This is a genomic window from Shewanella sp. Sh95 (assembly GCF_001308045.1).
In the GTDB taxonomy this organism is placed as follows: Bacteria; Pseudomonadota; Gammaproteobacteria; order Enterobacterales; family Shewanellaceae; genus Shewanella; species Shewanella xiamenensis.
In genome coordinates this window covers 28775-51768 of sequence record NZ_LGYY01000020.1, presented here as the reverse complement: position 1 = coordinate 51768, position 22994 = coordinate 28775, and the positions used below count along the sequence as shown (strand labels likewise).

General features: G+C 46.2%; 22 protein-coding genes, 1 other RNA gene and 1 pseudogene. 10 read left to right on the top strand and 14 right to left on the bottom strand.

Annotated elements, in window-relative coordinates:
• Window positions 1-17 precede the first annotated feature (17 nt).
• Window positions 18-290 carry a nucleoid-associated protein HU-beta gene (gene hupB / locus AEA42_RS01550; RefSeq protein ID WP_006081127.1) on the top strand — a complete coding sequence of 91 codons (273 nt, stop codon included), beginning with the start codon at window positions 18-20 and terminating at the stop codon, window positions 288-290.
• A 226-nt stretch (window positions 291-516) separates the two neighbouring features.
• The gene (ppiD, locus tag AEA42_RS01545) at window positions 517-2382 is read left to right on the top strand and encodes a peptidylprolyl isomerase (RefSeq protein ID WP_055646762.1); all 1866 of its coding nucleotides are present in this window, start codon (window positions 517-519) and stop codon (window positions 2380-2382) included.
• Window positions 2383-2525: 143 nt separating this feature from the next.
• Here ppiD and AEA42_RS01540 read toward each other — a convergent pair whose 3' ends face one another.
• The 8 genes from AEA42_RS01540 to pspF all read right to left on the bottom strand — a co-directional run bounded on the left by AEA42_RS01540 (window position 2526) and on the right by pspF (window position 10635).
• Complete coding sequence (locus AEA42_RS01540; protein WP_037417205.1) at window positions 2526-2738, bottom strand: molybdopterin-binding protein; 213 nt, start codon at window positions 2736-2738, stop codon at window positions 2526-2528.
• A gap of 117 nt (window positions 2739-2855) precedes the next feature.
• Window positions 2856-4058 (bottom strand): enoyl-ACP reductase FabV, encoded by a 1203-nt coding sequence (gene fabV, locus AEA42_RS01535; protein WP_037428157.1) that lies wholly within the window; start codon window positions 4056-4058, stop codon window positions 2856-2858.
• A gap of 105 nt (window positions 4059-4163) precedes the next feature.
• Window positions 4164-4949, bottom strand: coding sequence for an ATP-binding cassette domain-containing protein (locus AEA42_RS01530; protein ID WP_037417209.1), 786 nt, complete (start codon window positions 4947-4949; stop codon window positions 4164-4166).
• The gene (locus AEA42_RS01525; RefSeq protein WP_037417214.1) at window positions 4930-5937 is read right to left on the bottom strand and encodes an oligopeptide/dipeptide ABC transporter ATP-binding protein; all 1008 of its coding nucleotides are present in this window, start codon (window positions 5935-5937) and stop codon (window positions 4930-4932) included. The genes AEA42_RS01530 and AEA42_RS01525 overlap by 20 nt, the downstream gene beginning before the upstream one ends.
• A 3-nt stretch (window positions 5938-5940) precedes the next feature.
• Window positions 5941-6831, bottom strand: a complete 891-nt coding sequence (locus AEA42_RS01520; protein WP_037417217.1) for an ABC transporter permease subunit — start codon at window positions 6829-6831, stop codon at window positions 5941-5943.
• Window positions 6818-7849 (bottom strand): ABC transporter permease subunit, encoded by a 1032-nt coding sequence (locus tag AEA42_RS01515; protein WP_055646761.1) that lies wholly within the window; start codon window positions 7847-7849, stop codon window positions 6818-6820. The genes AEA42_RS01520 and AEA42_RS01515 overlap by 14 nt, the downstream gene beginning before the upstream one ends.
• Window positions 7849-9474: an ABC transporter substrate-binding protein gene (locus AEA42_RS01510; protein WP_055646760.1), complete on the bottom strand. Its 1626-nt coding sequence runs from the start codon at window positions 9472-9474 to the stop codon at window positions 7849-7851. Before AEA42_RS01510 ends, AEA42_RS01515 begins: the two co-directional genes overlap by 1 nt.
• A 69-nt stretch (window positions 9475-9543) precedes the next feature.
• Window positions 9544-10635: a phage shock protein operon transcriptional activator gene (pspF, locus tag AEA42_RS01505; RefSeq protein WP_055646759.1), complete on the bottom strand. Its 1092-nt coding sequence runs from the start codon at window positions 10633-10635 to the stop codon at window positions 9544-9546.
• Window positions 10636-10812: 177 nt separating this feature from the next.
• Here pspF and pspA point away from each other — a divergent pair, with 177 nt between their 5' ends.
• From pspA to ffs, 8 genes are all read left to right on the top strand, one after another.
• The gene (gene pspA / locus AEA42_RS01500) at window positions 10813-11496 is read left to right on the top strand and encodes a phage shock protein PspA (RefSeq protein ID WP_011071928.1); all 684 of its coding nucleotides are present in this window, start codon (window positions 10813-10815) and stop codon (window positions 11494-11496) included.
• A gap of 17 nt (window positions 11497-11513) precedes the next feature.
• A complete protein-coding gene (gene pspB, locus AEA42_RS01495) occupies window positions 11514-11753 on the top strand; it encodes an envelope stress response membrane protein PspB (protein ID WP_086024023.1) in 240 nt (79 codons plus the stop codon).
• Window positions 11740-12126 (top strand): envelope stress response membrane protein PspC, encoded by a 387-nt coding sequence (gene pspC, locus AEA42_RS01490; RefSeq protein ID WP_047539490.1) that lies wholly within the window; start codon window positions 11740-11742, stop codon window positions 12124-12126. The genes pspB and pspC overlap by 14 nt, the downstream gene beginning before the upstream one ends.
• Window positions 12127-12241: 115 nt before the next feature.
• A complete protein-coding gene (locus AEA42_RS01485) occupies window positions 12242-13699 on the top strand; it encodes a YcjX family protein (RefSeq protein WP_055646758.1) in 1458 nt (485 codons plus the stop codon).
• Window positions 13696-14892 carry a TIGR01620 family protein gene (locus AEA42_RS01480; protein WP_055646757.1) on the top strand — a complete coding sequence of 399 codons (1197 nt, stop codon included), beginning with the start codon at window positions 13696-13698 and terminating at the stop codon, window positions 14890-14892. Before AEA42_RS01485 ends, AEA42_RS01480 begins: the two co-directional genes overlap by 4 nt.
• 314 nt (window positions 14893-15206) lie before the next feature.
• Window positions 15207-16400: a methionine gamma-lyase gene (gene megL / locus AEA42_RS01475; protein WP_037428142.1), complete on the top strand. Its 1194-nt coding sequence runs from the start codon at window positions 15207-15209 to the stop codon at window positions 16398-16400.
• A 214-nt stretch (window positions 16401-16614) separates the two neighbouring features.
• Window positions 16615-16980, top strand: coding sequence for a helix-hairpin-helix domain-containing protein (locus AEA42_RS01470; protein WP_037428141.1), 366 nt, complete (start codon window positions 16615-16617; stop codon window positions 16978-16980).
• Window positions 16981-17214: 234 nt separating this feature from the next.
• An RNA gene (gene ffs, locus AEA42_RS21650) (signal recognition particle sRNA small type) lies at window positions 17215-17312 on the top strand.
• A 151-nt stretch (window positions 17313-17463) separates the two neighbouring features.
• On the opposite strand, the gene AEA42_RS01465 is transcribed toward ffs, so the two are convergent.
• From AEA42_RS01465 to dinG, 6 genes and pseudogenes are all read right to left on the bottom strand, one after another.
• A complete protein-coding gene (locus AEA42_RS01465; RefSeq protein WP_037417243.1) occupies window positions 17464-17751 on the bottom strand; it encodes a late competence development ComFB family protein in 288 nt (95 codons plus the stop codon).
• Window positions 17752-17784: 33 nt separating this feature from the next.
• A pseudogene (locus AEA42_RS01460) lies at window positions 17785-18686 on the bottom strand (histone deacetylase).
• 5 nt (window positions 18687-18691) lie between these two features.
• Window positions 18692-19384, bottom strand: a complete 693-nt coding sequence (locus tag AEA42_RS01455) for a DUF2057 domain-containing protein (protein WP_037428139.1) — start codon at window positions 19382-19384, stop codon at window positions 18692-18694.
• A 9-nt stretch (window positions 19385-19393) separates the two neighbouring features.
• Entirely contained in the window at window positions 19394-20062 is a 669-nt protein-coding gene (locus tag AEA42_RS01450; protein ID WP_170919380.1) for a primosomal replication protein, read from the bottom strand.
• A complete protein-coding gene (locus AEA42_RS01445) occupies window positions 20053-20826 on the bottom strand; it encodes a TSUP family transporter (protein ID WP_055646756.1) in 774 nt (257 codons plus the stop codon). The genes AEA42_RS01450 and AEA42_RS01445 overlap by 10 nt, the downstream gene beginning before the upstream one ends.
• 9 nt (window positions 20827-20835) lie before the next feature.
• The gene (dinG, locus tag AEA42_RS01440; RefSeq protein WP_055646755.1) at window positions 20836-22908 is read right to left on the bottom strand and encodes an ATP-dependent DNA helicase DinG; all 2073 of its coding nucleotides are present in this window, start codon (window positions 22906-22908) and stop codon (window positions 20836-20838) included.
• Window positions 22909-22994 lie beyond the last annotated feature (86 nt).

Genomic DNA, 22994 nt, shown 5'->3' with positions numbered 1-22994 from the left:
ACATTCAAGGGGATGACATGAACAAATCTGAACTAATCGAGAAAATCGCTTCTGGTGCTGACATTTCTAAAGCCGCTGCCGGCCGTGCACTGGATTCTTTTATCGCAGCTGTGACTGAAGGTTTGAAAGAAGGCGATAAAATTTCTCTTGTTGGTTTTGGTACTTTTGAAGTGCGTGAGCGCGCTGAACGCACTGGCCGCAACCCACAAACGGGTGAAGAAATCAAAATCGCAGCAGCAAAGATCCCAGCTTTTAAAGCGGGTAAAGCTCTGAAAGACGCTGTCAATTAATTTTTGATATCGCAGCCTTTGTAAGGCGTTCGTAATGATAAGCACTGTTTAAACAGTGCTTTTTACGAATTGAAAGTAATGGATTTTGAAGGTCAATTTCTACCATTACTCGGGGTTTTAGCACTTACCAGTGGTAGCGTCTGAATAATCCCTATTAATTACAGAAAGGCGCATCTCAAGCTGATGCGCCTTTTTATTTTGTTAATCGCAACGAACGAGAAATCTGATGTTAGAAAAGATCCGCGACGGTTCGCAAGGCGTGATTGCTAAAGGCATTCTCGTACTTGTGATTTTATCTTTTGCATTTGCAGGCGTGAGTAGCTATTTAGGCTCAAAATCGGACGTCCCTGCCGCAGAAGTCAACGGTGACAAAATCACTAAAGCTGAGTTAGAGCAGGCCTATCAGAGCGAACGCGCTCGTATGGAACAACAACTGGGCGAAATGTTTGCTGCGTTATCTGCCGACGAAAGATACCTAGAAAGCATTAAGCAGAGCGTACTCGAACGTTTAGTGGCCGATAAATTGATTGACCAAGCTGCCGCAGCGATGGGGCTGCGTGTGTCTGACGAGCAAATTATCACGGCGATTAAATCAGAACCCGCTTTCCAAACCGATGGCAAATTCGATAACGACCGTTATCAGGCGATTTTGCGTCAGTTAGGCTACCAGCCACAAACCTTCAGAAGCATGATGCGTGTCGATATGACTCGTCGTCAGTTAACTGCGGCGTTAGTGGGCACTGAATTCGTATTACCAGGTGAAGCTAAGCAATTAGCTGAGCTGCAAGGTCAAACTCGCGACATTCGCTACTTAGTCGTCGATTCAGCGCCATTCCTTGCGAATGCCTCTGTGACAGACGAGCAAGTAAAAAACTACTATGACGCCAACCAGGGCCAGTTTATGAGCCCAGAGAAGGTGAGTTTAGAATATGTTGAGTTAAACGCGGCTGATTTTGCCAAAGACAGCAAAGTGACCGAAGGAGAAGCTCAGGCTTACTACGATGAGCATAAGACGCAATATGTGTCTAACGAGAAACGTTTAGCCGCGCACATTCTGATTGCTCCAGGTAGCGATGAAGCCGCAGCGAAAGCCAAGGCTGAAGATTTAGCCAAGCAGTTAGATAACGGTGCTGATTTTGCTGAGTTAGCCAAAGCCAATTCTGAAGACACGTTAAGTGCGGAGCAGGGCGGTAAATTAGACTGGTTTGAGCCCGGTGTGATGGACCCCTCATTCGATGCTGCGCTTTTTGCTCTGCAAAAAGGTCAACACTCAGCTGTCGTCAAAACAGATTTTGGTTTCCACATCATCAAACTGTTAGACGTTCAGCCTGGTACCACAGTGCCCTTTGCCGACGTTAAAACTAAGATTATTGCTCAGTTACAAGAGAAAAAAGCGGTAGATCAATTCTATAGCTTGCAGAGCAAATTGGCCGATACCAGTTACGAAGTGCCTGATACCTTAGCCGAAACCGCAAAAGTGGTGGGTGTTGAGATTAAGACAACGCCGCTATTTTCACGTGATGATGTGCCAGCGGCATTGAATAAGCCTGATGTAGTAAAAGCAGCATTTTCAGACTCAGTGATGCGCCAAGGGCTAAATAGTGAAGTGATTGAGCTTGAACCGAATCACGTAGTGGTTATTCGCATGAAAGAACATCACGATGCGGGCACTATGCCATTAGCCGAAGTGAAGGCCGACATCGCAGAGCGTTTAAAGCAAGATCAAGCGAACGCAGCAGCACGTGCTAAAGCAGAAGAGTTAATGGCGCAAGTGAAAGCGGGCGCTGCTGATGTGAGCTTAATCGCTAAGGCTAAATTGGGGCGTGGTGCACAGGATTTAGACGCGGCCATTGTGACTAAAACCTTCCAAATGCCAACGCCGAGTGCTGCACCTGTGGTTGATACTGTCGCTTTAGCAAATGGCTATGCTGTGATTGCACTGGACAAAGTGAACGCGGCTGAGTCTGTTAGCGATGAGTTAGTCAATGCACTAAAACAACGCCTAAATGCACAATACAGCGAAGCGGATTACCGCGGTTTGATCGAGTCACTGAAAGCGAATGCGAAAATCCATTATCCTGTAGAAGGTTAATGTTGATAAGGGATAACTCAGTCTATCCCTTATGTTTGCAAAGCAAATATAAAGTGTTTTGCTAATCAAATAGAAAAGGCCAAGTGTTTACTTGGCCTTTTTGTTTGTGCGTTATGAAACGATATGGGCGCTATTTCAGCAGCTTAATCATCCACGCCAATCATCACGCTGCTGGCTTTAATGAGTGCGTAAGCCGAATCACCCACCTTCAAGTTTAAACGCTCACAGGATGCTTTCGTCACGACGGAGGTTAACACTACGCCCGGTGCCAGTTCGATAGTGACTTCGTTGTTTACAGAGCCAATTTCGATTGCGGTAATAGTGCCACTTAGGGTATTACGTGCACTGATCTTCATTCTTTATCCTTATTTAGTGTTGAATGGTCATGCTATTCTAGCCTATTGCCATGGGTTTGCAGCAAATAAAAACGCCACCCGAGGGTGGCGTTTAAAAGCAAGCTGTAATCGTGACGATTACAGCTCGATCACATCGAACTCAACGTACGGATTCACATCAGCGTCGTAGTCGATGCCTTCAATACCAAAGCCGAAAAGTTTAATAAACTCGGCTTTATATTCTTGATAATCGGTCAGCTCTGATAGATTTTCAGTGGTCACTTGTGGCCACAGATCACGGCAATGCTGCTGGATATCTTCGCGCAGTTCCCAATCGTCTAAACGCAGACGGTTGTCGCTGTCGGTCTCAGGTTTTGCACCATCGGCACGGAACAGACGCTCACTGAACATTCGATAGATTTGCTCCATACAGCCTTCGTGCAGGCCTTCTTGGCGCATCTTCTTAAACACCATTGCAATATACAGTGGCATCACTGGGATGGCTGAGCTGGCTTGAGTGACAACGCTTTTGAGCACGGCAACGTTGGCGCTACCGCCTGTCACTGAGAGCTTATCGTTTAAGGCTTTTGCAGCACGGTCTAAATCCATTTTGGCTTTACCTAATGCGCCATGCCAGTAGATTGGCCAAGTTAACTCTGTACCGATATAGCTATAGGCAACGGTCTTGCAGTTGTCGCTCAATACGCCAGCCTCGGCGAGCGCGTTAATCCACAATTCCCAATCTTGGCCGCCCATCACTGTTACTGTATCGGCAATTTCTTGCTCTGTTGCGGGCTCAACTGTCGCTTCAATAATGCAGTCTTTATTTGTATCAACGGCTGTTGCAGTGTAAGTCTCACCAATTGGTTTGAGCGCTGAGCGCACCAGCTCACCAGAGTCAGGCAGTTTGCGCACAGGTGATGCTAATGAATACACCACCATATCCACTTGACCTAAATCTTGCTTGATTAGCTCAATGACTTTTTGTTTAGCTTCATGGCTAAAGGCATCGCAGTTGATGCTCTTAGAGTACAAACCTTCAGCTTTGGCAAACTTGTCGAAAGCGGCAGAGTTGTACCAGCCAGCAGTACCTGGCTTAGCTTCTGTACCTGGTTTTTCGAAGAACACACCAATAGTTGCTGCATCGCTACCAAAGGCGGCGGCAATGCGTGAAGACAGGCCATAACCACTTGATGAACCAACAACGAGGACTTTTTTAGGCCCGTTGGCGATTTTGCCCTTCGCTTTGGTTAAGGCAATTTGTTCTTGAACGTTAGCTTCGCAACCAACGGGATGAGTAGTGGTACAAATGAATCCACGAATTTTGGGTTTGATAATCATGTTTAAGCTTCTTCTATCAAAATGACCAATAGGATAAATACTTCGGCGATTAAATGGCATCTATTTTTAGCCAATTTGCCTGAATATTTAAGTGGTTGGAGCAGTTTAACGCTTATGAACAAACAGGCTCTGCTCCTGAATAAGCCTTTGGGTATATTCGTGCTGCGGTGAATTAAATATCTGTTCTGTGGGAGCTTTCTCAACCATAACGCCTTTATGAAGAACCATAATTTTATCGCTAACATGGCGAATAATATTGAGGTTATGGGACACAAAAATATATGACAATCCTAAGTCTTTTTGCAATTTCAGTAGCAAATTGAGGATTTGCGAGCGTACGGACAGATCTAAAGCGGTTAACGCTTCATCGGCGATAATGATTTTGGGGTTGAGCATTAGCGCCCGCGCCACGGCAACCCGCTGTTTTTGGCCTTCAGAAATCATATGCGGATAAAAGTCAGAATGTTCAGGTAATAAACCGACTTTCCTTAATGTCTCAATTACTTGAGAATTACGCTCTTTGGCAGATAGCTGAGTGTTAAAGCGCAATGGTTCATCGAGTAACTGACCAATGGTGAGCCTTGGGTTGAGCGAGGTATTAGGATCTTGAAAAATCATCCGAATAAGGCGGCAGCGTTGTTTGATATTGCGACTGTCTAAAGCTTCGCCTTCGAAGTAAATTTCACCGCCGCTGCGCGGTTCTGCGCCCACTAAAATACGCGCTAACGTACTCTTACCTGAACCTGCCTCACCCACAATAGCTAAGGTTTCGCCGCGGTTTAATTCAAAGGAAACCGGGGCTAAGGCATCGTTATATTGGCGGGTAAAGCCTTTATAACCAGTATCATACCTTTTAAAGAGATCGTTAACTTTAAGCAGTGGAGTCGTCATTTGTCGTTTCACCGTGGTAAGGGAAATGGCAGGCAAAGTAGCGGTCTCTTGAATGACTCAAACTTGGCTGATTAACACATTTCTTTTGCGCCTCAGGACATCTTGGCCCTAAGCGACAACCAATGGGGAGATGTTGGAGTGCTGGCGCCGAGCCTGGCAGTGTTGGCATAATGGCCTTGTGCGCCTCTATCCCCGAATAATCCGGCATATTATCCAAGAGTGCCTTAGTGTAAGGATGATAGGGCTGATTAATCAATTCATCCGTCGGTCCTGACTCCATCACTTGGCCGCAATAGAGTACCGATAGGTGATCGCACCATTGTGCCAGCGTCTCAAGCTCATGACTGATGATTAAAATTGACACATTTTGCAGTTGGTTAAGCTGTGATAGTAGGCGAAATATCTGAGCCTGAGTACTCAGCTCCATCGAGTTTGTCGGCTCATCTGCAATTAATAATCTAGGCTGGTTGGCAATTGCCATGGCGATCATCACTTTTTGGCATTCGCCTTCGGATAATTCCCATGCATAGCTGGACATGACTTTTTGGGGATTTTTAATGCCAACTTTGTGTAGCCATTTCTGCGCCGTGAGTTTGGCATGTTTATGCTTTTGCCAAAAATAAGCTTTAGGATTCTTAGGCATGGCCTGCATCAGCTGGCTACCCACGGTTTGCGAAGGATCAAGGCTACCTGATGGGTCTTGGAAGATCATCGCCATATCTGAGCCCATCAGATTACGGCGCTCCTTCGAGGTCATGGCCATCAGATTATTACCATCCCACATCATGCGGTCGGCAGTAATGGTCCAGTTGGGGCCAGGGATCCCTAGAATGGCTCTGGCGAGTAGACTTCGGCCCGAGCCGGATTCACCCACTAGGCCGTGGATTTCACCCGCATTCAAGGTCAAGCTTACTTTCTCAAGAGCCCGCACTTTGCCGTGGGGCGTGTCGAGTTCAATAGTCAGGTTTCTAACGTCGAGTAATGGCATAGGTTAGTTTCTGATGGGCGCAAGCGCCGATCTCAAGCCATCGCCTACCAAGTTTATGGCAAGCACACTAAAGAGAATCGCCAGTCCTGGAATAGTTACAGTCCAAGGTGCGGTCAATAAATTATCCATGCCTTGCGCCACCATAGCGCCCCATTCTGGGCTAGGGGCTTGAGCACCAAGACTTAAAAAGCCGAGGGCAGCAATATCTAAAATCGCGGCAGAAATGGCTAAGGTCGTTTGAATAATCACCACTTCCCAGACGTTTGGCATGATTACATACCAAAAAATCTGCATTGAATTGGCTCCATCCAAACGGGCAGCGGTAACATATTCTTTTTGTAATTCTTCATGGACCGATTGATGAATAGAGCGGACAAACTGCGGCGTTAAGGCAATGCCCACGGCCCAGAAGACGTTTTCAAGCCCTGGCCCCATGACGGCAACCACTAAAATCGCCATCAGAAGCGAAGGGATTGACAGCAATGCATCGAGCAAATGGCCCAAAATACTAGACTTTAATCCACGCATCATGCCGGAAAGTGAGCCGATGATAAATCCAGTAAACAGAGCTGTACCGACAATCATTAATGCCATGCCAAAGGTTAAATGCGCGCCATGTAGCAAGCGGCTAAAAATATCCCGGCCAAGATCGTCGGTGCCTAAAAAATGCGCCACAGTGCCGGAAGGATCCCAAGAGGGAGGTAACAATAGGGCGCGTGGATCTTGAGCCTCTGGTGCGAAAGGCGCAATCATTGGACCAAAGAGGGTGAGCAGCAGCAGAAAAATAATGGTCCACAATCCCGCTAAGGCAAAAGGGTTTGCCGAAAAATTTTGCCAGACCCGCATCATTGGGGAAGCAATTTGATCTTCCTGATAAATTTTAACTGGAGGCATAAAGATCTTTTCTGCTTAATGGATTGAAGACGGTATGTAGCACTTCAATCAAAATACTTAAAAAGATGATCAGCAAGGCGACAGCCAATATTCCACCCTGAATAACCGTGTAATCCCGCTGATAAATCCCTGATACTAACCAAGAGCCTACACCTGGCCATGAAAATATCACTTCAACAACAATAGCATAGCTAGCAAAGGCACCTAGCATTAAACCTAAGTGCTTTAATACAGGGATAAGCGCGTTGGGTAAGGCATGGCGTAAAATAATGGTATTGGTGTGCATACCTCTGGCTTCGGCTGCGCGGATAAAGGTTTGGTTCATCACATTCATCATTGCAGAACGTGTACTACGTACTACCACAGTAAAGGGCAGTACTGCGAGCGTTGTCGCTGGCAGAATAATGTGTAGCAGTGCATCCTTAAACGCCGATATGCGATACTCCGAATCAGAAAGTAGGATATCGACCAGCATAAAACCAGTGACGGGTTTTATCTCATATAAAAGATTGAGTTGCCCCGATATTGGCAACCAACCGAGATCGACACCAAACCAAAGCGATAAATACAGTCCCAACCAAAAGACTGGAACAGAGTAACCCGTAAGAGTAATAGCCATAATGGTATTTTGGGTGAGTTTATGCTGACTTTGTGAAGCCAAAACGCCCAAAGGTACGCCTAAACCAATGGCGATTACCGCGGCCATGACGGCGAGCTCGAAGGAGGCGGGGAGTACGGTACTTAACTCGTCTGCAACGCTTTGATGGGACGTCACTGAAACCCCTAAGTTACCACTCAGCCTTTGCTGTAAATAAGCAATAAACTGCAACGCCTTGTTGCTATCTAACTTATAGTCTTGTTCGATTTGGCTAAGCTGAGCTGCCGATGGTGAATGTATTCCAGTGAGGGCAAAGGTGCGTTCAATGGGGAACAAACCTGTTGCATAAAATAGGACACCAATCATGACGAGTGAAGTCGCTAGGAATAAATTGAGGCGCCGTAACAGGTATCTTAACATCAGTTAGTCTCCTGTGTGGTTTGGCTGGTTTTTGTAAAGGAAATGCCGCCAAAAGGCGTGAGTTGCATATTATGTACATTATTACGCGTTAAAGCGACCCGTTTGGCATGAGCCAAACTCAGCATTGGTACTTGCTCGGCGATGAATGCTTCGGCTTCTTGATAAATTTGCTTGCGCTCTGCTTGTGTTGAGACTTCTCTTGCTCTGTCTAGAATGGCATCAAACTGTTTATTGCACCAGCGAGAGCGGTTGTTGTTTGATTTCATCGAGGCGCAGCTAAGTAGTGGCGTGAAAAAGTTATCGGGATCACTGTTATCGGCGTTCCAGCCGATGAGTACTGAATCGTATTCATCTCGACTTAATCTTTGGGTAAAAACACTCCAGTCGTAACTGATTATGTTGACTTTAACACCGATATTGGCCAAATCAGATTGAATTAACTCAGCTGTTTTCAGTGCATTAGGATTATAAGCTCTCGCAACAGGCATTGCCCAAATATCGATGCTGAGATTGTTAATACCTGCCTCTTTTAGCAGGTCTCTGGCTTTTTGGGGATTATAATCGAGTAGCTTCTTATTGCTGTCGTAGGCCCAAGAGGCTGGTGGAAGTACGCCTATCGCCTCTATTGCGGTGTTTTGATACACAGCACGTAAGATATTTTGTTTATCCACCGCATGGGCGAGCGCGCGGCGAACTCGAACATCATTTAATGGCGCTTTTTGAGTGTTAAATGCCCAAAATGCTACGTTAAGGCCGGGTTGTGATTCGATATTGAGCTGTTCATGTTGCTTAATAACGGGAAGTTCCCCTGCTTTTGGCAGTGCTGAAACACTGCAGTCACCCGCGATTAACTTTGCTAATCTCACGGTGCTTTTAGGGGTGATATCATAGACCAACATCTCGACATTGGCGGGTTCTCCCCAAAAATCTGGATTACGGCGATAGCGAATATATTCGTTTTTGGCGTAATGCACTAAAGTAAAAGGCCCTGTACCAATGGCAAAATGGTCAACATTTTCCGGGTGACCTAGTGCAAGTTGTTGTTCGGCGTACTCACTGGAGAGAATAACGGCAAAGTCAGTCGCTAAATTCGATAAAAATGAAGCATCCTTACGGGCTAAGCGAAAGATGACTTCATAGTCATTGATTTTTTCAACACTTTTAACTTGTTCAGAAAAACCAATGCTTTGAAAAAAGGGATAACCAGTGCGTGACACACCATGGTAAGGGTGATGCTTATCGATAATTCGATTGAAGGAAAACAGTACGTCGTCGGCGTTAAATGAGCGACTTGGCGTAAAACGGGAAGAATGCTGAAACTTAACATCCTCCCTGAGCGTAAAACGATAACTAAGACCATCATCACTTTCAGCCCAACTGGTTGCCAAGGCCGGAACCAACTGACCAGAGAGCGCGTCATAGTCTACTAAGCGGCTATAAATCAGGTGTGAAGTGGCGTCGATCGTAGTGCCTGAGGTCACCAACTGCGGATTAAAAGACTCGGGATTCCCTTCGGAACAATAGACCAAACCAGAAGGAAGTCGTTGGGGGCCACATGCAACCAACAACCCACTCATGCAGAATACCGCAGTTGCTAGGCACAGGCGTCTAATTAGCACACTCATTTATAAATCATTATTTTATCGACTATGAACGACTATTTTAGCAGTGCATCTCGCCCATGGGCAATCAGCTTATGCTTTATCGAGCAAATTGTATTTTTTTAGAATGCCACGTAGCTGATGATAACTTAACCCCAAGATTTCAGCGGTCTTCTTTTGATTATATTGGCTCGCCGATAAGGCTTGCTGAATAAGCTCCATCTCATAACGCTCGGTTTGTTCTTTAAAGTCTAATGGAAAACTAAAGTCATTTAACGGCGCTTCACTAGGTGCAATAACATCAATATCGGTTTTTGCCGTAACGGTGGGAGGGCTTATGATGGTTGAGTGCGGTGTGGGCACCACCTGACGCTCAAGAGTGCGCAACCGAGTTGTCGGCCGGTACGGGGAGGCGAAAGGGTCGAGAATAATGTGCTCGATGGGACGATTTTCACCGCAATTACGGTAAACACTTCGCTCAACTACGTTTTTAAGTTCACGAATATTACCGGGCCAGTCATGACTCATGAGCTGCTCGATGGCATTTGCACTAAAGCCACTAAAGAGTTCGAGCTTGAGTTGCCGAGCCATTCCCACAGCAAAGTATTCGGCTAATGTCATGATATCTTCTGGACGACAACGTAGTGGCGGCAGTGTGATCACATCGAAGGCTAAACGATCGAGTAAGTCGGCCCGAAATTCACCGGCCTCGGCCAGTGAGGGTAAATCTTCGTTGGCGGCGCAGATAAGGCGCACATCCGCTTGAATGGTTTTACTGCCACCGACACGTTCAAATTCACCGTACTCGATAACACGCAGTAGTTTTTCTTGAATCAATCCAGAAGTATTGGCTAACTCGTCAAGAAACAGTGTTCCACCATCAGCCCGTTCAAAACGGCCTTCGTGTTTACCTTTAGCACCTGTAAAGGCCCCAGATTCGTGGCCAAACAATTCACTTTCAAGCAAGTTTTCGCTCAAAGATGAACAATTTAGCTTAATAAAATTTTGATCCCAGCGCTTAGACAGATAATGTAGGCGTTCGGCAATCAGCTCTTTACCTGTGCCTCGTTCACCAATGATCAGTACAGGTTTTGATAACGGAGCGATTTGTGAGACATGCTCTAATACTTCAAGTAGGGCGTTTGATTGACCGATTAGATTGTCTTGCTGAAATTTATTATCCACGATATTTTTTAGTCTTTAACGCTAAATTTTGGTGAAAATCATAATAAGTGGCTTGCGTTTTAAAATAAAGGAAAAGTTAAGATTTTGTTTATCTAGCTGAATTTAAACAATAAATAAAAGTTGGCACAGTTAGTGTATTACCTTAAGCGAGACCAACATCAATTTGAGGATAGCATTATGGGTATTTTCTCTCGTTTCGCCGATATCATTAACTCTAATATCAGCGCATTACTCGACAAAGCCGAAGACCCTGAAAAAATGGTTCGCCTGATCATCCAAGAAATGGAAGATACACTGGTAGAAGTGCGTTCAACCTCAGCTAAGGTATTGGCTGAAAAGAAAGAATTGCATCGCCGTATCAGCCGAGTCGAGGAGCAAGTTCAGGATTGGCAGGATAAAGCGGAACTGGCACTTTCAAAGGACCGCGAAGATTTAGCCAAAGCAGCTTTAGTTGAAAAACAAAAAGCGGCGGGTTTAGTGGATACTTTAAACCAAGAGTTGGCAGTGCTGGATGAGCATATCGCTCGTTTAAAAGACGAAGTGAGCCTGCTGCAGGAAAAACTGTTAGATGCAAAAGCGCGCCAAAAGACCATTATTTTGCGCACTCAAACTGCGTCATCACGTTTAGAAGTGAAAAAGCAGTTAGACTCAAGCAAAATTGATAATGCCATGCTTAAGTTTGAGCAATATGAGCGCCGTGTTGAAGGATTAGAAGCGCAGGTTGAATCCTACGATCTTGGCAGCAAAAAAACCTTAGCTGATGAGTTTGCGGCATTAGAAGCTGAAGATTCAGTCAATGCTGAGTTGGAAGCGCTCAAGGCAAAAGTGAAAGGCAAAGCTCCCACAAAGTCAAAAGAATAACATTTTAGAGGTGAGTTATGGATATGGACATACTAATGGCTCCGATTATCATCTTTATGATAGTGGTGGCGCCTATATGGTTAGTTCTTCATTATCGCAGTAAGCGACAAGTGAGCCAGGGACTCACTGAGGAAGAGTTTTCACAGCTGAATGACTTGATTGCGAAAGCCGATAAAATGGCTGCGCGTATCGAAACCTTAGAGGCGATTCTCGATTCTGAATCGCCTGAATGGAGGGGGAAACATGAGAGGATCTAATGGTCGAACTTTGTACCGTATTCCCCAGTCAGGTAAAATCGCCGGAGTGTGTGCAGGGATTGCTGAGTACTTTGCGATTGAAACTTGGTTAGTACGCGTACTTGCTGTTTCTATCTTTCTATTAGGTGGTTCGGGTGTTGTCTTTATCATCTATGTGGCGTTATGGGTGATACTCGATATCAAACCTCAAAATAGCTCTGTTAGGGATGACATTGAAGTGAAGAAGAAACCTTGGCAGTCGGGAGAGCCAGCTAAACAGGCGCTAAGCGATGTGAATCGTCAGTTTAGGAGCCTAGAGGTGAGATTGCAAAACCTTGAGCGCCATGTGACGTCTGACAATTTTGATTTAAAAAGACAAATCAATAGTTTGTAATCCCTCGAAAGGGCGGCCATGTCCGCCCTTGTTGTTTAATCTTTGGTTGATTCCAGTGTTATCTCCCGTCGATTCCAGTATATAGTTATCTCATTCAACATTTAGGGAAATCCTTATGGGAATGCTTGATGTATCGCTCCACAAAATCACGCAAAAGAGCCAATCCCTCCTCCATCGAACAGCCGATAGGCATTTGCGACTTGCGGTAACAGGGTTATCGGGGGCGGGAAAAACGGCCTTTATTACAGGGTTAGTCAATCAATTACTCAATAGCGGTGCAGCATCATCTGCATCGCATTCTCGCCAACATGGTTTGCCTCTTTGGCAGGTGAGCCGTGAACAACGTCTGCTTGGGGTTAAGCGCGCGATGCAGCCAGATCTTGAAATCGCGAGTTTTGATTATCAGGGCGCTATGTTAGCGCTGACTTCGAATCCTCCGACTTGGCCGGCGTCGACTCGCACTATTTCAGAGTTGCGTCTAGCCATTAAATATCGGCCGCAAAAGGGATTACTCGCCAAGTTTGCCGATACCGCAACGCTGTATTTAGATATTGTTGATTACCCCGGTGAGTGGCTGTTAGATTTACCTATGCTGCGCCAAAACTATATTGAGTGGTGTACTGCCCAGCAGCAACGGCTTGCGGTTTTAAAGAGTTCACCGTTATACGCTGGTTTTGAAACATCGTTAAATGCACTCAATTTAGCGGCGATGGCCGATGAATCGGAATTGAAACGGCTTGCCGATCAATATCAGCAGCTATTACAGGATTTAGTACATGTGCAGGGGTATTACCAAGCGCAACCGGGGCGAATGTTATTACCCGGTGAGTGGCAAGGTGCGCCGCTGCTGGCGTTTTTCCCGCTGTTATCTGTGACTGATGCTCAGTGGAGCAACCTTAAACAAAGTGAGAAACACAGTGCTTTTCATGTGCTGGAAAAGCGCTATCAAGAGTATGTCGTTAAGGTTGTTAAACCTTTTTATAAACAACATTTCGCAGGTTTTGATCGTCAGGTGGTGCTCGTTGATTGCTTCAGTGCGTTAAATCGTGGCAAATCACAATTTGAAGATATGGGCGCGGCGCTAAATGCCATTATGGAGAGTTTTCAATATGGACAATCCAGTTATTTACGTCGGCTTTTTGCGCCGCGGATTGACCGTTTGCTCTTTGCCGCCAGTAAGGTTGACCATGTGACGCGGGATCAACAAAGTCATGTGTTGTCGCTGTTAACGGATATGCTCAAGCACAGTCAGCACTTTGCTAGTTTTGATGGTTGTAAAGTCGAAACCATGGCCATTAGTGCAATTAAGGCTACGCGCCACGGTATGGTGACCACTCAAGATGGGGATGTGGAAGTCGTGCAGGGCACAGGATTGAATGGCCAAGCCCTGACACTGTTTCCCGGCGAAGTGCCCACTCGCTTACCTGAGTCCACTTTTTGGCGTGAGCAAGGCTTTAACTTTTTCGATTTTGCACCGCCGGATAACCGTAATCTTGATCCATCTTCGGTGCATTTTGACCATATCCGTCTTGATCACCTTCTGCAGTATCTTGTAGGGGATAAACTGGAATGAGAAAAGACCCGTTACCACATTCAACTGAGTCGCAAATAAATGAGTCGGAGCAGTCTGTCGCTCCGATTACAACTCAAGCGCTTAAAAAGCAGCAAGTATTTGATGCTGAAAAGGTCAAACTACAGTCTGTAACAGATGAGTTAAAAAGTGCGCAAATGTTTGCGCCACAAACCCCGATAAAGGCGATTGATGACGTTGTTGAAGAGACGCTAGCGGCCCAACCGCAGGTGTTAGATGTGACATCGATACGCCCTAAATTACATCAATCTCGCCGCTGGTCTTGGTTGGCACGCTTATCACTAATGGCATTAATACTACTCACGCTAGTGCAAACAGGCCTTGGTTTGCGGGATGCTTGGGTTGCCAGTCCTTGGCTATTTAGTTTTTATGGTGTGGTGCTTGGTTTAGTCGGGAGCTGGGCTATAGTCGGTGCCGTTAGCGAATATCAAAAATTAAAACGCTTAAAACAGGTTGCCGATACCCAGGATACAGGTGCAAGGCTTGCCCTGAGTATGCAAATGGGGGAGGCCGATAGCTTTATCGATAATATTGTACGGCATTATCCCGATAGCCAAGGATTACAACGGCTGCGTCACTCGTTAAAAGATGAGCATAACGATGCCGAAAAAGTGCTGTTATTTGAGGACTTAGTCCTAACGGAGCGAGATGAACTCACCAAAAAAGTCGTGCGTCGATATGCGGCTGAATCAGCAGTGTTATTGGCTGCTAGCCCGCTTGCGGCATTGGATATGGCGATCATTCTTTGGCGTAATCAGCGAATGCTGCGTGATGTCGCTGCCTGTTATGGGATAGAGTTAGGCTATTGGAGCCGGATTAAACTCATTCGCAGCATAGTGATTAACATTATTTATGCGGGCACCAGTGAGTTAGTCACGGACTTAGGAACTCAATTGCTGTCGGTCGAGATGACCGGTAAATTATCCGCGCGGCTTGCCCAAGGATTAGGGGGCGGTTTGTTAACTGCGCGCTTAGGATATCAGGCCATGGCACTGTGTCGGCCTATCGGTTTTAGGGAAGAGCAGCGCCCCAAATTATCGAAAGTTCATCAAGAGTTGTTGATTGAGCTTAAGCAGTTTGCTGGTAAGTTATTGACCAAAGATGGGCGTGATGCGCTTAAGAGCCAATTAGAGGCTGCTGAGCTAAAAAACAGCTCAACGGCAAAAGACAAATAACATAGCCGAATGCACAAAACCGCGAGTGCACTTTAGGCTAAATGCTAATGCGCTAATGACTCTGTCATTAGCGCATTTTTTATCGCCGATGTTCTGCCCCAAACGCCTGAATGTAACAACTTAGTTACAGTGCATCTGTTGCTATTTTCACCGTTGCACTGGTTTCAACTGTTCAGCAGGGTATGTTAGTGCTTATTCGATAGGGCTAATGTTTTATTAACTTATCTATATGGACTAAAAACACAAGCAAATCATCATTCCTCGAACAATCAATCAAGAATCGAATGATGTAATGGCATAACAAGGAGTAAGCAATGCAAGATGAATCGAGCAAGATGTGGAAAGCGGCGACCCAAGCCATTCATGCAGGACATGAGCGAGAGGCCTTCGGTTCGTTAGTCACACCACTTTATCAAACTGCAACTTTTGTATTTGAATCGGCGCAGCAAGGTGGCGAGCGTTTTGCGGGTAACGAGCCCGGTTATATTTATACCCGTCTTGGTAATCCAACTGTGGCCGAACTTGAGCGTAAAATGGCGATTTTAGAAGGGGCTGAAGCGGCGGCGGCAACGGCGTCAGGTATGGGGGCGGTGTCGGCGGCGCTGCTCGCTAATTTGCAGATGGGCGATCATTTAGTGGCTTCTAATGCGGTATATGGTTGCACTTTTGCACTTATGACCAGCCAATTTGCCCGTTTTGGCATCGAAGTCACCTTAGTCGACTTTACCGATTTAGCGGCAATTGAGCGGGCAATCAAACCGAACACTAGGGTGATTTTTTGTGAAACACCGGTCAATCCTCATCTGCAGGTGTTTGATCTTAGAGCTATCGCCGATATTGCGAAGCGGCATCAATTAGTTAGCATTGTCGATAATACTTTTATGACGCCGCTACTGCAGCAACCGATTGCACTAGGCATTGATTTAGTGGTTCACAGCGCGACTAAATACTTAAATGGTCACGGTGATGTGATTGCGGGCATCGTCTGTGGCAGCGAAGAGCAACTTCACAGAGTGAAGTATGAAATCCTAAAGGATATTGGTGCAGTGATCTCACCCCATGATGCTTGGCTTATCCTACGAGGCCTTAAAACCCTCGATGTGCGCTTACAGCGCCATTGCGAGAGTGCCCAGCGGGTTGCTGAGTTTTTAGAGCAACACCCTGCGGTGACGCGAGTGTACTATCCAGGGCTTAAATCCCATTCGGGTCATCAATTTATTGGTCAGCAGATGCAGCGAGCAGGAGGGGTGATCGCCTTTGAATTAGCTGCGGATTTTACTCAGGCTATGGCGTTTGTTGGCAAGCTTAAACTATTTTCAATTGCGGTTAGTTTGGGCGATGCGGAATCCCTTATTCAGCATCCGGCTTCAATGACCCACTCTCCTTATTCCCCAGAAGCGCGGGCAGCTGCGGGCATTGGGGATAATCTGCTGAGAATTTCTGTCGGTTTGGAGGATTGTGACGATATTATTACTGATTTAAGTCAGGCATTAGCAACGATTGTTTAGCTGGTTATGGATAATTTTTATAACAAGGATGCATTAACCGCATCCTTTTTCTTCATTGTTATCTGTAAATTCATTGCTCTAAAGTTACACATTTAAGCCAGAGGTAATATTTGTACTTTGGCGTTTGGAAATTCATAAAAGCTTCGTCTATGTTTGATTGGAGGCCACGGAAGTTGGACGAAAGGCCGAATATCAAGGAGAGAGAGGAAGCATTATGAAACTAAAACCTAGTTTACCTGCGATGGTATCTGCTATTGCATTTTCTGCCCTGTTAACCTTGCCAGTAATGGCAGCTGATCCGGTAAAAGAAGCGAGTAAGGTGCAAAACCAAGCGAAAACTGAGGCCAAAAATATGGCAAACGATGCTAAACAAGCATTGCCAGACGCGGCTCAAGTCAACATCAATACCGCTTCAACTGAACAATTACAACTGCTAAAGGGGATTGGTGCCGCTAAAGCGCAGGCCATCGTTGATTATCGCACTCAAAATGGGCAATTTAAGACTATTGATGAGTTAGCAAATGTCTCAGGGATCGGTGCTAAGCTGATTGAGCAAAATCGTCATATGATTAAGCTGTAACGCCTTGGCATTGTCTTGAGTCATTTGCGTTAGCTTGACGTCTTTTAGCGAATAAAAAGCCTGCTTTGCAGGCTTTTATCATTTTCAATACTTAGGTTTGCCTATAGATTGTCCAGTTAAACCGGATATTTATCAAACGGGCGGATTAGCACTTGATCCCATAGAGGCCATAGGGGATAATCCGCGTCGTTCGGTGATGATCCTTTTGGTGATCCACTTGAAGTTATGGTGACCCTAGGGTCCCCCCGCAATGATAACTTGTGAACTCGGCCAGGCCCGGAAGGGAGCAACCGCAGCAAGCGACTCGTGTGCCGGGGTGTCGGCTCTAGGGGAACCTCCAAATCTCCCCATCATTTTCCAATCTTCTTTATCTTTAACTCACTGATTAGCAATAACTGCTCAGCTTAGCATTTAGCAACACTGCAGAATTTACTCGTAAAACCTTGTTGCAAATCGATGTAGCGATGCCCTATACCGTATGACTTAGCTGTTGGCTTCTTCCTGCTGCATTCTTTTTTGTAAATTCTGTTTTAAAAAGGCTCGCGATTTTTCGAGTGCAGCCTGTATTTCACGTTTAAGTTCCTGCAATTCATCATAATCTTCAAAAAAATAAGTGTCGACTAAATGGCGGATATAACGCACGGGCAGTTGATTGAGTGTCACACAGCAGAGATCGGCTAAATAATCCTCCGGCAATTCATCCATCAGGCCTTCATCGGATAACATTTCCATTAAGAGAACTTCGTAATAGTTGCGGATTTCGAGTTGCATCGCTGTGCTCCATGATGATTTTTATTGAGTTTGCTACCACAAATGGTTGGCTGCAATAAAAAGTTGGCTATGTCTTTGGCTTAATTGTAGTTCGTCTCGGCTGTACCCGCCGCCAATTACCGCAGCAACAGGAATATTTGCCGCTTTTGCTATGGAGAGCACAGTAATATCACGTTGATAGAGCCCTTGTTGGCTGATCTGTAAATGGCCTAAATCATCGTCCTGATGAATATCAACACCAGCGTCATACAGGATTAAATCTGGTTGATGGAGCCGAATAAGCAGCTCGAGAGTCTGTTCGACGGTTTCCTGATAGGCGCTATCATCAGCACCTTTCGTTAGTTCAATATCATAGTGTGACTGCTGTTTACGGCTGGGGAAATTCTCTTTGCAGTGGATGGAACAACTGATAATGCCTTGATGCCTATGGCTGAGGGTAGCAGTGCCGTCTCCTTGGTGCACGTCACAATCAAAAATCAATACCTTATGCAGTTGCTGCTCGGCGATAAGTTTGCGGGCGGCGATAATCAAGTCATTGAAAATACAGTAACCACTGCCAAAGTCATAGTGTGCATGGTGATAACCGCCGGTTAAGTGAAGGGCGATACCCGTTTGTAGTGCCAAGCTTGCGGTTAAACTCGTCCCCGATACCGAGTGCAAGGTTCGCTCGACCAAGGCTTGACTCCATGGAAAGCCGATGCGTCTTAAGGCCGTGTTGGCTAAGGTACCTTGAATAAATTGTTCGACATAATCTTGCTGATGCACCTGCATTACATCTTCAGCCGTCATCGGCGAGGGAGTATGAAATTGATCCGCAACAGCCATTGATTATCGAGAAGATACTGATAAAGACGTGCGTATTTGGTTGTGGGAAAGCGGTGATGGGCGGGTAACGCCAGCTTGGAGTAGCTGGCGTGATAAACCAATGGGATCATCTGGATTAGAGTTGTGAAATAGCCCAGCTCATAAACTCTTTACGTGTTTTCTCATCGGCTTGTAACCACCAGTATTGCAACATCTGCTGTGGATTTGCGCCAGCCGCTTTAGAAGTATCAACCGGAGCGGTTAATGAGGTTGCCTTAACTGCTGCCTGCGCCGAAGTGGGTGCTGGCGCGGCAACCACCGCTGCTGTGCCTGCTGCGCCTGTTACTGCGGCTGCTGTGCCTGACACATCTACCGCTTGGTTACCGCTAAAGAGACGAGAGACAAAGCCTTCTTCTTCAATATCGGTGTTTGCCACTTGGTAATTAACCTGACCTTTGTCGGAGCGGGTTAACACGACTTGGGGATTTTGGGCAAACACTTTAGGCTTTTTAACGACTTTGCCTTCAGCGGCTTGTAAATAGTATTGATGATCGCCATCAACCTCTAAGGTCACAATAAAAGGAGATGACTTAACAAAGGTTTGGCTGTCACTAAAATCGTCTTCCACCATTTCGTGGTAGCGAATGGCGATTTTGTGGGTGCCGGGCGCCAACTCTAAGCTGCTTTTATGGTTGAATACGCTGGACTCGACTTTTTTGCCATCGAGGGCAAGGTATTCGAAGGACATAGGGATATTCAGATCTGCGGCAAAGGCTGAGGCAGAGCCGAGTAGCATTAGCAGGCTGCTGATTGGCAAAAGTGATTTCATTGTTGCTCCTTAACGATTATGGCTCTGATGCGGACGTTCGAATGCTTGAATGCGATCTTCGATATAACTGATGGCTTGCCTGCATTTTCCCAAACGACGATGCATCAAAAGGATGTCATTTTGCAAACGGATTTTGTCAGCACTATGACAGTTTTCAAGTTTTGACTCCATTTCTGCAATTTTTTGTTCAAATTTTTTCGCCCAATTCAGATGCTTATTCAGTTCGGCATAGATTTCGTGGCTATTTTGTAACACATTGCTGGCGATCCAAGCAAACCCGCTGGCTTGATGCGATTGGTTTTGTTGCTGGGCGAAACGTGCGCGCTTACTGGCACGTTGTTGATTTTTAGACTTTATATCGATTGAGGTCGTCAGTAGCGCCCGTTTAACCGCGGTAAAGCGGTCTTGAATACGTTCACAGCTTAAGGCGATGGTTTGCGGTGCCAATTTTAGGGCGATTTGCTTCTCTAACTGACCGATACTACTTCGAATTTGTTCAATACAGGGCATCAACTGGGCGCCATTTTGAATAAACAGCGATTGGTTAAAGCGTTCAATATCTAGTAGGAGTTTGCGTTGGCTCGGTGCAAGATGACTGTCGTGTTGCAGTACTTCTTGCTCTAATGTTTTTAGCTGATTTTTCAACGTGCTGATTAGCTGCGAAGTGTTCAAAACCATGCGCTCCACGCCAGATTAGCGGCAATTGATAGGACAATTAATATAAATAAAGGTCGAATAAAAGGCATACCAAATTTTATCGCACAGCGAGCGCCGATAAAGGAGCCGAGCATCATACACAGTCCCATCCACAGGCCAATTTGCCAATGGACTTGCCCAAGAAAGCCAAAGATCGCCAGCGCCGTCAAATTGCTGGTAAAAGTCATGGCTCTAGCGAGCGCGCAACTATGCAAAAGAGGTAATTTATATAATGAACCTGAACTCACTGTCCAAAAGGCGCCAATGCCGGGACCAGCAAAACCATCGTAGATGCCTAGTAATAAACCTTGCAGGCTTTGCTTGAGCTTGGATTGGGCTTTTGTCGGCGTCTGACAATCGGTATCCGAGATGGCATTAGGGCTCAGCAAGCTGTAAATTGCAATGCCAATAATGAGCAGTGGTAAGGCTTTTTCAAGCCACTGCGCGTTTAACAAATAAACTAATACACTGCCAAAAACCGCACCAATAAAGGTGGCGATAAACGCCATATACCAAAAACTGGGTTTCAGCAGATGCTGGCGATAATAGGTCCAAGCCGCCATCGAGGATCCAAAACTAGCAGCAAATTTATTGGTACCTAAGGCAGTATGGGGCGGGATCCCTAGGGTGAGCAGGGCCGGAATGGAGAGCAGGCCGCCACCACCGACCACGGCATCGATAAAACCTGCAATTAAGCCAATGACAGCCAACAGGGCCCAGTTACTGGGCTCAAGTAACAACTCCAAATCTTAATCCTACTCAATGACTCGTCTAAAAGGTGGGAGTGCGTCTAGCAAGGATTTGCCGTAACGCTTCGTCACTAACCGCCTATCTAGGATAGTGACTCGACCATAATCTTGCTCTTTACGCAGTAATCTACCACAACTTTGGATAAGCTTTCGCGATGCATCAGGAATGGTGAGCTGCAGAAACGGATTTCCACCCTTTATTTTCACATATTCAGCATGGGCTTGCTCAACGGGCGAGGTTGGCACAGCAAAGGGTAGCTTAGTGACGATGAGGTTGGTGAGGTAATCTCCGGGTAAGTCCAAGCCTTCAGAAAAACTGCCGGTGCCAAACAAGATGCTCGGTTCACCTTTATCACATTTGGCCTTATGGGTCTCCAGCAATTGCTGGCGTGGTGCATTACCTTGGATCAGAATTTCCTGCGTGAGTTTGCCCTCGAGCAATTCGGCCACTTTTTCCATTTGCCAGTAAGAGGCAAACAGCACTAAGGTAGCCATTTCGCCGTCAATTAGCTCGATAATTTGTTCGGCAAGTTCAGCAGTATAGGCATCATCCGTCGGCTCGGTTTTCATCTTAGGTAAGTAGAGCGTGGCATTATTCGGATAATCGAAAGGGGATTGCAGAGCGAGATAACGACTGCCGTCCTTTAATGATAACCCTACCTGATGGGCAAAATGGTCAAAGTTATTCAGCGCCCGCAGCGTAGCGCTACATAGCACGACGCCAGCAGCCTTTTGCCACAGCATAGATTCGAGCATAAACCCAACTTCAATCGGCGAGGCGCTAAACAGGTAATCGACCTGTTTGCCCGTGAGTAATTCAATCCAGCGGGCGAGGGGCGCGCCTTTAGTGGAATCTTCCTTTGCCATCATTTTCCAGAGCTTTTGCAGGTTTTCGAGTCGCTGCAACATAAAGCCCATTTCGGCCTGCAGCGCTTCAGCCTGGTGCTTAGGAATATCGCCATCTTTTATCGCCTCGGCCAGCAATAACTGCATCTTGTTAAATTGCTTGAGGGCAAGATTGGAGGTGGCCGCGAGATTCTCGGCAGGGATTTTTAACGCATCGGGTAATTTGCCGTGTTCGAACCGATAGCGACTCTCTGGATTGGCAAACTGCTTGGTCTGGGTATCACAATAGTGGGCGACTTGATTGAGCTGAGCGATTAAGTCGCCAATATGATCCTGCATCGCCTGCGCTGGGGCGATGATATTGTTGCTCTTTATCTGATTTTGTAACTTGGCGCTGGTCTTACCGACTTTTTCAAGCCAGTCGGCGGCGCCTCTAAGCGTTGCCTGTGCGCTAGAAAAGTCCCGTGCGACAATTGGTAAGTGGTGAGCTTCGTCAATGACGTAAAATACCTCTTCGGGATCGGGCAAAATCACCCCGCCGCCTAGCTCTAAGTCGGCGAACAGCAAACTATGGTTGGCGATCAGTACATCCCAAGTATCCACATCCTCACGGGCCTTGTGAAACGGGCAATTACGATGGCTGGCGAGTTGCCGATGACAACTGTGTTTATCGCAGGCGATTTGTTGCCAGAGATGGTCCGGTATCGGTGTCGATAGTGTATCGATTTCACCGTTCCAGCGGCCTTCATTAAAGTCGCTGAGCAGCTCTTGCAGCATGGCAATTTGGCTGTTATCTGGCTTTGTTTGCCACATGGCCATTTGGGTACTGTTATCATCGCCGATTAACATTGCAAGCTTGGATAAACAGACATAGCGCTGGCGCCCTTTAACCAGACCGAAGCGAAAGTTTAGCCCTGATTGTTCGAGAAAAAACGGTAAGTCTTTGTGCAGCAACTGCTCCTGCAGCGCCACGGTTGCCGTGGCGATACAGACTTTTTTCTTACTCGCAAGCGCAAGCGGAATCGTGCCTAGAATATAAGACAATGATTTACCAATCCCCGTACCCGCTTCGACCACTATGATGCGTCTATCTTTGTCATAGTCGCCAGCCAGGGTCTTAGAGATTTCTGCTACCATAAAGTTTTGCTCGCGGCGCGGCCTAAAATTAGGCAAAGCGGTGGCAATATCTTTATAGATAGCGCGGATCTGGTTTTTTACGTTGTCAGGTAACATGCGGCACTACTTTATCGAATTAATGCTGTACATAATAACAGTGATTGCATAGCCTAAGAAACTTTTCTGCCATTTTATGGCAATTT

Excerpts from the sequence above, each read along its gene's own strand:
- hupB (WP_006081127.1), top strand. The coding sequence starts at position 18 with ATGAACAAATCTGAACTAATCGAGAAAATCGCTTCTGGTGCTGACATT.
- ppiD (WP_055646762.1), top strand. The coding sequence starts at position 517 with ATGTTAGAAAAGATCCGCGACGGTTCGCAAGGCGTGATTGCTAAAGGC.
- AEA42_RS01540 (WP_037417205.1), bottom strand. The coding sequence starts at position 2,738 with ATGAAGATCAGTGCACGTAATACCCTAAGTGGCACTATTACCGCAATC.
- fabV (WP_037428157.1), bottom strand. The coding sequence starts at position 4,058 with ATGATTATCAAACCCAAAATTCGTGGATTCATTTGTACCACTACTCAT.
- AEA42_RS01530 (WP_037417209.1), bottom strand. The coding sequence starts at position 4,949 with ATGACGACTCCACTGCTTAAAGTTAACGATCTCTTTAAAAGGTATGAT.
- AEA42_RS01525 (WP_037417214.1), bottom strand. The coding sequence starts at position 5,937 with ATGCCATTACTCGACGTTAGAAACCTGACTATTGAACTCGACACGCCC.
- AEA42_RS01520 (WP_037417217.1), bottom strand. The coding sequence starts at position 6,831 with ATGCCTCCAGTTAAAATTTATCAGGAAGATCAAATTGCTTCCCCAATG.
- AEA42_RS01515 (WP_055646761.1), bottom strand. The coding sequence starts at position 7,849 with ATGTTAAGATACCTGTTACGGCGCCTCAATTTATTCCTAGCGACTTCA.
- AEA42_RS01510 (WP_055646760.1), bottom strand. The coding sequence starts at position 9,474 with ATGAGTGTGCTAATTAGACGCCTGTGCCTAGCAACTGCGGTATTCTGC.
- pspA (WP_011071928.1), top strand. The coding sequence starts at position 10,813 with ATGGGTATTTTCTCTCGTTTCGCCGATATCATTAACTCTAATATCAGC.
- pspB (WP_086024023.1), top strand. The coding sequence starts at position 11,514 with ATGGATATGGACATACTAATGGCTCCGATTATCATCTTTATGATAGTG.
- pspC (WP_047539490.1), top strand. The coding sequence starts at position 11,740 with ATGAGAGGATCTAATGGTCGAACTTTGTACCGTATTCCCCAGTCAGGT.
- AEA42_RS01485 (WP_055646758.1), top strand. The coding sequence starts at position 12,242 with ATGGGAATGCTTGATGTATCGCTCCACAAAATCACGCAAAAGAGCCAA.
- AEA42_RS01480 (WP_055646757.1), top strand. The coding sequence starts at position 13,696 with ATGAGAAAAGACCCGTTACCACATTCAACTGAGTCGCAAATAAATGAG.
- megL (WP_037428142.1), top strand. The coding sequence starts at position 15,207 with ATGCAAGATGAATCGAGCAAGATGTGGAAAGCGGCGACCCAAGCCATT.
- AEA42_RS01470 (WP_037428141.1), top strand. The coding sequence starts at position 16,615 with ATGAAACTAAAACCTAGTTTACCTGCGATGGTATCTGCTATTGCATTT.
- AEA42_RS01465 (WP_037417243.1), bottom strand. The coding sequence starts at position 17,751 with ATGCAACTCGAAATCCGCAACTATTACGAAGTTCTCTTAATGGAAATG.
- AEA42_RS01455 (WP_037428139.1), bottom strand. The coding sequence starts at position 19,384 with ATGAAATCACTTTTGCCAATCAGCAGCCTGCTAATGCTACTCGGCTCT.
- AEA42_RS01450 (WP_170919380.1), bottom strand. The coding sequence starts at position 20,062 with ATGGTTTTGAACACTTCGCAGCTAATCAGCACGTTGAAAAATCAGCTA.
- dinG (WP_055646755.1), bottom strand. The coding sequence starts at position 22,908 with ATGTTACCTGACAACGTAAAAAACCAGATCCGCGCTATCTATAAAGAT.